Genomic DNA, 9,558 nt, shown 5'->3' with positions numbered 1-9,558 from the left:
GGCTGAGCCATGGAATCACCATGGCTCAGCCCTCCGCCTTGCCTGACGCGATTTTGGACTGCAACGCAGGTGCGATTCATTCTGTTACAGGCTCTTAAGCGGTCTGCCGCACAGACACCAGCATCCTCATTCAACCGTAATGAAAAAATAACTATTCAGTTCCACGCACGCCGAAATGACGGTCAAACCCCAGCCCCAGCACAATCATCTACTGGCAGCCTTGACGCCCGACGTTCAAAGCCGTTTGTTCCCGTATCTGGAGCTAGTGCCCCTGCCGTTGCGCGCGCTCCTGTATGAATCCAAGCGCCCCATGCGGCACGTTTATTTTCCTACCGACTCCATAGTCTCGCTGCAGTACGTGATGGAAAACGGGGCATCCACCGCGATTCTTGTGGTGGGAAATGAGGGATTGCTGGGCATCACTTTGTTCATGGGAGGGGAGAGCACGCCCAGCCGATCGCTTGTACAAAGCGCCGGTTACGCATACCGACTCCCCAGACGGCGAGTGAAAGAGGAGTTCGATCGCCACGGCCAGTTACTGATGCTGATGCTGCGCTACACGCAGGCGCTGATTACGCAAATCGCGCAGACCGCAGTTTGCAACCGGCACCATTCGATCGACCAGCAGCTCTGCCGCTGGCTTCTGCTTTCCATGGATCGCCTGTCGCATAACCACTTGACGATGACGCAGGAATTCATCGGCAACATGCTCGGTGTTCGCCGCGAAGGCATCACCCAGGCTGCGTTGAAATTGCAGCAGCTGGGCGTGATTTCATACGCGCGCGGATTGATCAAGGTGCTTGACCGGCCGAAACTCGAAACCCTGAGTTGCGAGTGCTATGGCGTGGTCAAGAGGGAGACGGATATTCTTCTTCATTACCTGCCGCAGCACCACGTGATCGCGAGCGCCGACTCCATCCCCACTACGACGCTTCGAGCGTCTTAAGCAGCACCTTTCGTCTCAGACGCCCCCGATTGGCGTCGATCCGGATCGTACTCGAGATGAACCGGCCGAACGCGACCATTCTGGAAGTAACCCATGCGGTCGCAGCGTCGGAATTCCTCACCAGCGACATTAGGCGGCTCGGTGTCGCCACGAGACGGAAGTAACGCCGAGCACCGGCTTGAGCGGCGATGCCCGAGCCTTTGATTCTGTGCAATCGAATCATCCCTTCAACGAGGCGCGGCGCCATGCTCGCGCGCCTATCCCCATTCCGCGCGTTTTCAACTGACGACCAATCAGTTCGAAGAGTTCGTCGTGTGTCGCATCTTCTTCGGCATCGAGTCCACGAAGAGCCGTGCGCCATGCGCCGGCGATTTCTGCGCTTGACATCTACTAATCAAGTAGTACTATCGCATTAGTATTTTGGAGAAACAGATGCCGACCCCTCATCCGACTGAAGGCGAACTCGCGATTTTGCAGGTGCTTTGGGACCGGGCGGAGCCCAGTACCGTGCGCGATGTGCACGAAGCACTTTCGCGCAACAAGGACACCGCGTACACCACGGTGCTGAAGATGATGACCATCATGACCGAGAAGGGCCTGGTGCGCCGCGACGAGTCCGAGCGCAGCCACCGGTACACGGCGGTCCACCTGGAGTCGGCGGTGCAGAACGTGCTGGTCAAGGACTTGATGCACCGCGCATTTTCCGGCTCCGCACTACAGCTGGTGCAGCGCGCGCTCGACATCGACGCAGCGAGCCGCGATGAACTCGACGCAATTGCCCGCCTGATCGCCGACGCCAAGGCGCGTCGCACGAAAGGCCAAGCCTGAGGACACAACCATGAGCCACCTGCTTTCCTCGCTTCCCGCCATCGAAACCGCATTGTCCGGCAGCCTGCTGCGGGCCCTCTGGCAGGACACCCTGCTGGGGCTGGCGGCAGCCCTCACATTGGCGCTCGCCGCGCGCCGCACCGCGGCCACGCGTCATGCGATCGGACTTGGCTTCCTGCTGGCGATGCTGGTGGTGCCCGCAGCTGAACTGGCGGGAGCGATCGCCGGTACCGGACCCGCCACGGCCGGCTTCATTGGCCGCATGGCCGCATCGGCCTGGTCCATGCCATCGGCCGCGGCGCCACCGCTGATGCGCGCCTTCATGGCGCCCGCCGCCTTCGCATCGCCGGTGTGGCTTGCCTGGTTCTGGGCTGCCGGCGTGCTGGTGATGATGGTGCGTCTCGCCGGCGGCGGCTGGGTGCTGCGCTCGCTCGGCCGGCAACACTTCGAACCGCTGCCCGCGGCATGGATCGCACGCGTCGAAGCCCTGCGCGGAGCGCTCGGCATTGCCCGCCCGGTCACGGTCAAGGTGCTCGGCGCGATCGAACAGCCCTTTTCATCGCGTGCCTGGCGGCCCGTGGTCTGGCTGCCCGTGTCGATGCTGACCCGGCTCGCACCGCACCAGATCGAAGCCTTGCTGGCGCATGAGCTCGCGCACATCGCCCGGCTCGACTGGGTCTGGAACGGGCTGCAGTGCCTGATCGAGACCCTGCTGTTCTTTCACCCGATGGTGTGGTGGCTGAGCCGTCGCATCCGGCAGGAGCGCGAACATGCTTGCGATGATCTGGCCGTGGCGGTCTGCGGTGATCCGGTCGTCGTCGCCGAGGCGCTCGCCGCGGTGGAGCGACTGCGGCGGCCGCTGCCGCGGCTGGTGCTCGCGGCCAATGGCGGCGCACTGATGCAAAGGGTCAGGCGCCTGCTCGGTGCAGACAACCCTCCCGCGATTCGCTGGTCGGCGGCGGCGGGCTTCGCCGCGCTCACCTGTGCCAGCGCAGTGATTGCCGCACACAGCAGTCTTGCCGCCGAACGCCCCGCCGAGACAGCCTCTCCAGCGGCCGCGACGCTGCCGTCCCCGGCTGCGCAGGTCGCCGCTGCCGCAACCAGCCCGGCAGCGGAGTCCCCCCACGAAAGCTGGTGGAGCTACGTGGGAGACTCGATGCGGATCAGGGGGATCGACAGCGATCACACGCGCGACTATCACGCCTGGGTCGACCTCAAGGGCGAACCGCACGAAACCTATCGCGTGGACGGCCGGTCGATGCCGATCGATGCCGGCGTGCGCCAGTGGATCGCCATGCATCACGCCGAGCCGGCTCCACCCAAGCCCCCGGCGCCGCCCCGCCCTCCCGCACCGCCGCCACCACCCGCGCCACCGCCGCCCGAAGTTCCCGCACCGCCTCCGCCACCCAGCCTCGCCGGCGACCCCGCCTTCAAAGCCCTGGACGAGCAACTGCGGCAGGATGCAGGCGCCGTCGCCCTGCTGGGCCAGCCGATTGTGATCGAGCAAGATTGCCATCCCTGTCGCATCGACGATAACCGCAGTTCCCTGCATCTGACGGTCCACGGGCCCAAGGGCGCGGCGCAACTGGGCGCGGAAGGAACCTTGACCGGCGGGCAATGGCGCTACACCGTACTCGGTCTGAATTCCGTGAAGCCTGTCGACCTCTCGCAGCCGTCACCGACGGAAGCACACAGCAACCGCAATATTGAAGCACGTTGACAGGCCGCGGTCGGCATGACGGATGGCACGCCGATGCGCCGACGGCGAAATGAGATCCCATGGTGCGTCTGCCAGGGCATTCTCCGGGAGATGAACCGCTAACGGCGCATGGTGCTCCTGCTCCCCTTGCTTGCTTCGTGGGTGGGGGCGGCGATCGACCCTCGGATGCCCAAAACGAGACGATGGGACCTGGCGCCGCCATTGCTTGCCCGTCTTCCCCAGCATGCTGCCGGGCACTCCCAGGCATACCGAGCAAGAACGCCGGACCAATTGTTGACACTGTTAAGTTAATAGCGTCAACTATATGCCATGGTAAGACTGGCAATGACACAACCGCAGGTCGAGTTGCGGCGCGAGGAGATTCTCGATGCCGCGCTCGAGTTGTTCGAGCGCGACGGGATCGAGGCTGTAAGCTTCCGTCGCATCGCGGCCCGGCTCGATTGCAGCTACTCCGCACCCTACCGCTACTTCGCGAGCAAGCACGAGTTGCTCACCGCCCTGCGCGCACGCGCATTCCGCTGGATCGAACAGCGCATGGTCGATGCGATTGGCGTGTCATCGAGCCCGATTGAGCAGCTGCGCATGCTGGCACGCGCATACATGGATGCAGCGCTTGAGCTGCCCGATCGTTATGCGCTGATGTTTTTTGACATCGGAGATGACGATCTCGATCCTTCGCCGGAACTCGTCGAAGCCAAGCGTGCCGCACTCGGCGTCTGCACGCGCGTCGTCGCCGCCGCGGAGAAGGCCGGTCAGCTCAGCCTGCGCGTCGATCCCCTCAGTGCCAGCCACCTGTTCTGGTGCGGCGCGCATGGGCTCGTGTCGCTGCAGGTCGGGAGCCAATTTGTCATGGGACGGGCATACGAGACATTGGCGCCGATGATGATCGACACCCTGATCGCCGGACTCAAGGCGCCGCCGCCGTAATTGTGGAATGCCGGGCGGCTTGCGATTACGCAAGCGCAAGCAAGGGAGGAGAAGCGTGGACAACACCGACTTGGCAGCAAGCAGCTCAATCGTCGCCCGCAGGATTCCGTTTGAGTTTCCGGACGATATCGCACCGCACTGGATTCCGGGAGAGCCGGAACTCTCTCACATGATGAATGGCGCGTCCCTCACGATGCCCTACCTCGAACCGTTCCTGATACGGACGATACGCGAAGCGCTGCCGCTGCTTGCCGATGCGAAGCTGCGTGCCGACGCGGCGGCCTTCATGGCGCAGGAAGGCCAGCATTACCGCGCGCATCGGCGTTTCAATGATTTGCTCAAGCGCAAAGCTTATCCGGAGCTGGCACGCATCGAGGCGGCGATGGATGCCTCCTATGTCCAACTCGGAAAGCTGCCGCTGGCACGGCGGCTTGCTTATGCTGCCGGTTTCGAATCGATGACGATCGGTCTCACGGAGTGGATTGTAGGCAAGCGCCGGGAACTGTTTGCGGGTGCCGATTCGCGCGTCGCTTCTTTCGTGCTTTGGCACATGGTTGAGGAAGCCGAACACAAGACTGTTGCGTTTGATGTCTATCAAGCCACCCAGGGCGGCTACCTCCTGCGCGCAATTGGCGTGCTGCACGCCTCGATCGACGTCATCCGTTTCTCGATGCTCGGCTACAAGCAGATGCTGCTCACAGACGGGCTCTGGGTAAAGCCGCGCTCGCGGCTGCGGCTTGCATACCAGCTGGCCCGATTTCTGTGGAATGTGACGCCTTCGCTACTGCGCGCGCTGCTGCCGGGCCACAATCCTCGCCGACAGCCCGACAACGCCTGGTCGCTCGAATGGATTCGCCGCCACGCGGAACAGGCGGATGCCGATAAAGCACCGCTGGTCGACACGAACAATGCCGAGATGCCTGTCCCCTTTCCCGCGATCCGCACAATCTGAGAGCCAGCGATGACACCTCCTTCCAGCCTCAAGCAAATCCAGCGCCTGCTGATCGGACACGGAGCCTTGCTGATCTTCGTTGCCGGAGCGATCGGCTTTGGCTTCCTCTTCTTCCTGAATGGCGAAATCAGCCTTTGGCCTATCCCGGGCCGCATTGCAGTCAAGCTTCCGGGGTCGATCAAGGCATGGCGAATGGCCCATCTCGAAGGAGTCATCAACGGCCTCATCCTCTGGCTCGTGGCGCTGCTGCTGCCGATATTGCCGTTCGCGCTGGCCGGGGCGCGACGCATCGCTACGGGCATGATTGTTGTCGGCTGGACGTTTACCGTCGCCTCGCTATTCGACGCGCTGTTTCCAGAAAGCCGCGGCCTCGCCTACGGCGGACCGCTCACCAATCAGATCGCGTTCTTCATGTTCTATATCGGCGTCTTGATCGTCATGGGTGTCATGGCGAGCATCGCCTGGCGGACGCTTGTCGCGACTCGGAATACCGAGTTGGGTTGATTGCCATGGGATGCACGCAATCGGTATCACAGTAGAGGGATCGACGTAGAAGCCGCCGCCCCACGCACCGCTGCGCTGGAAAGACGGGACATCGGCCTTCAGCCTCAATGCCTCCATCGGAGCCAGCCAGGCGCCGGCCTGCGTTGCGCACACCTCCGGCCTCCGCGCGGCGATGGACTCCTGCACTACCACGCCCCGTCGCCGGGATCCCGCCTCGCCGATGTAGCTGTGCAAGCGCTTGATCGGAAATGGATTTGCGCGCCGTTAGAAATGCGTTAGCGCGGCGTGGTGACGCGTGATGCTTTTTTTTGCCCCAATTCGCTTGCGAACCCTTTTCCCAACCGCAAGTGGAGCCCCATGAAACTCACCCGCAGCAAGCGCGCCCTACTGGGCTTGGCGGCCGTCGCGCTGTGCACCGCCGCTATCGACCAGAGCGTCATCACCATCCACTCGTTCCCTGGCGGGAAAGGCGGCGGCACCGTCTGGGGCGGCCTCAGGGCCGGCGGTGACGGCAAGCTCTACGGCACCACCGAGGCCAACTCGGAGGACAACCCCGGCACCTTCTTCAGCGTCACGCCGGGCGGCTCGGTCTCCACCTTGCACGTGTTCAGCCAGCCCGAAGGCAACGGCTCGCTCAGCAGCCTGGCGCTGGGCGCCGACGGCAACTTCTACGGCACCTCCTACAGCGGCTGCCTCAATCCCGCCGATGGATGCATCGTGCGGATCAGCAAGGCCGGCGTGGTCACGGTGCTGCACAACTTCGACGACAGCGGTCCGCACCGGCCCTATGCGGGCCTGTTCCAGGCCAGCGACGGCAATTTCTACGGCACCACCAACTACGGCGGCACCGACGACGTCGGCACCATTTTCAAGATGAGCGCGGACGGCACCGTGGCCCTGCTGCATTCCCTGGCGAAAGCCATCGAGGGCTCGTATCCTTCCGGCACGCTGATCGAGGGCAGCGACGGCAGCCTCTACGGCGTCACCCAGGTCGACGGCGCCGCCAAGCACGGCTCGGTGTTCAAGATCAGCAAGGCCGGGGCGTTCACCGTGCTGCATAGCCTCGGCGGCTCCAAGGACAGCTCCGGCGCCGCCTGGGGCCTGGTAAAGGGCGCGGACGGCAAGTTCTACGGCGTCACCTGGGGCGGCGGCGCCTATGGCGGCGGCACCATCTTCACCGTGGACGAGAGCGACAACTTCGCCGTCGTCCACTCCTTCAACCCCGCCAGCGAGTACTACTACCCCTACGCCGCCCTGACCCTGGCCAGCGACGGCAAGCTCTACGGCACCACTCTCGACGCTCCGGTGGGCTCGCCGCCGGCGAACGCCATCTTCCGCTTCGACCCGGCCGGCGGCGCGGTTGAGACGCTGCACCTGTTCACCGCCGCGGGGGATGGCAGCCGGCCCTACGCGGAGATGATCCAGGGGAGCGACGGATTGCTCTACGGCACCACCTATGCGGGCGGGGACTATGGCCTGGGGACGGTGTTCAGGTTCGACATTGGGGCGGCGGGTGCCGGGAGCAGCAGCTCCAGCAGCAGCGGCGGTTCCAGCAGCTCGGGGAGCAGCTCCAGTGGCGGCAGTTCGGGGAGCAGCTCCAGTGGCGGCAGTTCGGGGAGCAGTTCCGGCAGCTCCAGCAGCAGCTCGAGTAGCAGCAGTTCCAGCGGCAGCTCCAGCAGCAGCTCGGGTGGCAGCAGCTCTGGCGGAAGTTCGGGTAGTGGCCCGGGCGGCAGCAGCTCCAGCAGCGGTAGCGGCTCCAGCGGCAGCGGCAGCAGCGGCAGCGGCAGCAGCGGAACCGGCAATAGTGGTGGCGCAGCTTCACCCGGGCTGCTGGCCGGGCTCCTAGCCACGCTGCTATGGCGCCGCCGCCGCGCGGGAGATTTCGTCCGACGGTGGGTGCGCCCGGATTAGGCTATATCGCCCGGCCGCCGTGTTTTGTGCGATGCGGCCAATCAGCTCCAGCAAGAGGTCCGGGCGTGCAGCTTGGCTAATCGACATGAAGGCTTGGTCGAATGGCTCCTACCTTCCTGCATATCAGGACCTCCTTGCGCGCGCTTGGAGGTCATGTGGAAAGTCGGCCGAACCATGCGTTCCAGCGGATCGAACTCTCACGGTGCTCGCGTTCAACTGCTGAACGCTGCCATTGAAATACCTTTTATCCGGCCGCTTTTGGGGGAGCGAACTTCAAGGGTCGAATTGCGGCTCACGGATCAATTGGACACGCCATGCGCGAATCTCGGGGCACATAAGCGCATCGGCCGCCACCCCCGCCGGACGCCTGGCAGCCCCGAACATCGTTCGTGATTGCTTTAGAACCCGAGGCTTGATTCAGATCAATGAATCCGACGTTAATACGTCCTATCGTGAAGACGATACGCTCTTGCGGCCACAAAAGATAACCTTGGCGGAGATTCGGAGTGTCTTCTCGAAGAGACTTTGTCTTTGGCGCGCTCGCATCCGCCGGCGCGATGGCGAGCATAGCGTCGTGCTCTTCGGAGACAAACGCGGAGAGTTACGAAAATGTTGCGCATCGCACGTGGCGTCACGGCAAGGTTGCGCCCGGCGACAAAGTTGCGCTTCTGCATGAACTGGTGCGATACGCAACCCTGGCGCCGTCAAGCCATAACACTCAATGCTGGAAATTTCGGCTTGATGGTGACGCCATCTCGATATTGCCGGACTTTTCACGCCGGTGTCCCGCTGTAGACCCTGATGATCACCACCTCTTCGTCTCCCTTGGGTGCGCTGCCGAAAACCTCATTCAGGCGGCACTGGCCAGCGGGCTGAAGGGCCAGGCTGGCTTCGACGCGGCGGGGGGAAATACGCTGCGTGTGGCTTTGGAGCCGACAAGCCCCGTCGCATCAACGCTGTTTCAAGCGATACCGGAGCGCCAGAGCACTCGCGGCGAATATGATGGGAACCCCCTGGCCCGGAAAGAACTGGAACTGCTTGAGAAGGCTGGCACTGGCACCGGTGTTGGGGTGATCCTGTTGACCGAAAGGCAGGCCACGGAGAAGGTCCTTGAGTATGTAGTTCAAGGCAATACTGCCCAGATGGACGATCCCGCTTTCGTCGAGGAATTGAGGAAATGGATCCGCTTCAATGGCGACGAGGCGGTTCGAACTGGCGACGGTCTATATACGGCTTCGTCGGGCAATCCGTCTTTGCCGACATGGCTCGGCAGCCTGCTCTTCGGCTTGTATTTCACGCCGAAGAGCGAGAACGATAAATATGCGAGATGCGTACGGAGTTCGGCCGGCATTGCGATATTCTTCTCGGATACTCCAGGTCCGGCCCAATGGGTAGAAGTGGGGCGCTGCTACGAGCGCTTTGCGCTCCAGTCGGCTGCGTTAGGCATTCGCAATGCGCTTCTCAACCAACCCGTGGAGGTGTCGTCACTTCGGCCGCAGTTTGCCGCCTTCCTTGGTATTGGAGAACGCAGGCCCGATCTTGTCGTTCGTTTCGGGCGCGGCCCGAAACAGCCTTCTTCACTGCGACGTCCGGTACAGGCGGTGCTGGTTTGAAATCGCGCGGCTCCGTACCGACGAGCGATTGATGAGCATCACGATCCGAACGGTCAAGGCCGGCATCGCCTATCTGATAATGCTCCCGTCGTTTGCGGTGATGCCGCTCCTTCTAACGCTATGATACGAGAAGCGCGAGTATCCGAAGGCAAAGGCA

At 63.1% G+C, this 9,558-nt stretch carries 9 protein-coding genes; 8 read left to right on the top strand and 1 reads right to left on the bottom strand.

Going from position 1 to position 9,558, the window contains the following annotated elements:
* The first annotated feature begins 175 nt into the window (after positions 1 to 175).
* Entirely contained in the window at positions 176 to 946 is a 771-nt protein-coding gene (locus BP26_RS0105355) for a Crp/Fnr family transcriptional regulator (protein WP_029919545.1), read from the top strand.
* A gap of 219 nt (positions 947 to 1,165) precedes the next feature.
* Here BP26_RS0105355 and BP26_RS29220 read toward each other — a convergent pair whose 3' ends face one another.
* On the bottom strand, positions 1,166 to 1,333 hold the full coding sequence (locus BP26_RS29220) for a hypothetical protein (protein WP_157572376.1): 168 nt from the start codon (positions 1,331 to 1,333) through the stop codon (positions 1,166 to 1,168).
* A gap of 45 nt (positions 1,334 to 1,378) precedes the next feature.
* On the opposite strand from BP26_RS29220, the gene BP26_RS0105345 reads away from it, so the two are divergent.
* From BP26_RS0105345 to BP26_RS0105310, 7 genes are all read left to right on the top strand, one after another.
* Positions 1,379 to 1,774 carry a BlaI/MecI/CopY family transcriptional regulator gene (locus BP26_RS0105345; protein ID WP_029919543.1) on the top strand — a complete coding sequence of 132 codons (396 nt, stop codon included), beginning with the start codon at positions 1,379 to 1,381 and terminating at the stop codon, positions 1,772 to 1,774.
* Between the two features lie 10 nt (positions 1,775 to 1,784).
* On the top strand, positions 1,785 to 3,494 hold the full coding sequence (locus tag BP26_RS27370; protein ID WP_051748369.1) for a M56 family metallopeptidase: 1,710 nt from the start codon (positions 1,785 to 1,787) through the stop codon (positions 3,492 to 3,494).
* Positions 3,495 to 3,818: 324 nt separating this feature from the next.
* Positions 3,819 to 4,421 carry a TetR/AcrR family transcriptional regulator gene (locus BP26_RS27365; RefSeq protein WP_051748368.1) on the top strand — a complete coding sequence of 201 codons (603 nt, stop codon included), beginning with the start codon at positions 3,819 to 3,821 and terminating at the stop codon, positions 4,419 to 4,421.
* 55 nt (positions 4,422 to 4,476) lie between these two features.
* On the top strand, positions 4,477 to 5,373 hold the full coding sequence (locus tag BP26_RS0105325) for a metal-dependent hydrolase (RefSeq protein WP_029919540.1): 897 nt from the start codon (positions 4,477 to 4,479) through the stop codon (positions 5,371 to 5,373).
* A 9-nt stretch (positions 5,374 to 5,382) separates the two neighbouring features.
* Positions 5,383 to 5,877, top strand: coding sequence for a styrene oxide isomerase (locus BP26_RS27360; RefSeq protein WP_051748364.1), 495 nt, complete (start codon positions 5,383 to 5,385; stop codon positions 5,875 to 5,877).
* 357 nt (positions 5,878 to 6,234) lie between these two features.
* Positions 6,235 to 7,788 carry a choice-of-anchor tandem repeat GloVer-containing protein gene (locus tag BP26_RS29215; RefSeq protein ID WP_051748363.1) on the top strand — a complete coding sequence of 518 codons (1,554 nt, stop codon included), beginning with the start codon at positions 6,235 to 6,237 and terminating at the stop codon, positions 7,786 to 7,788.
* 506 nt (positions 7,789 to 8,294) lie between these two features.
* Positions 8,295 to 9,401, top strand: coding sequence for an Acg family FMN-binding oxidoreductase (locus BP26_RS0105310; protein WP_029919537.1), 1,107 nt, complete (start codon positions 8,295 to 8,297; stop codon positions 9,399 to 9,401).
* Positions 9,402 to 9,558 lie beyond the last annotated feature (157 nt).

The sequence above is a fragment of the Nevskia soli DSM 19509 genome (assembly GCF_000711955.1).
Taxonomy (GTDB): domain Bacteria; phylum Pseudomonadota; class Gammaproteobacteria; order Nevskiales; family Nevskiaceae; genus Nevskia; species Nevskia soli.
The sequence above is the reverse complement of the archived record's forward strand: the minus strand, read 5'-3'. Positions and strand labels throughout refer to the sequence as shown.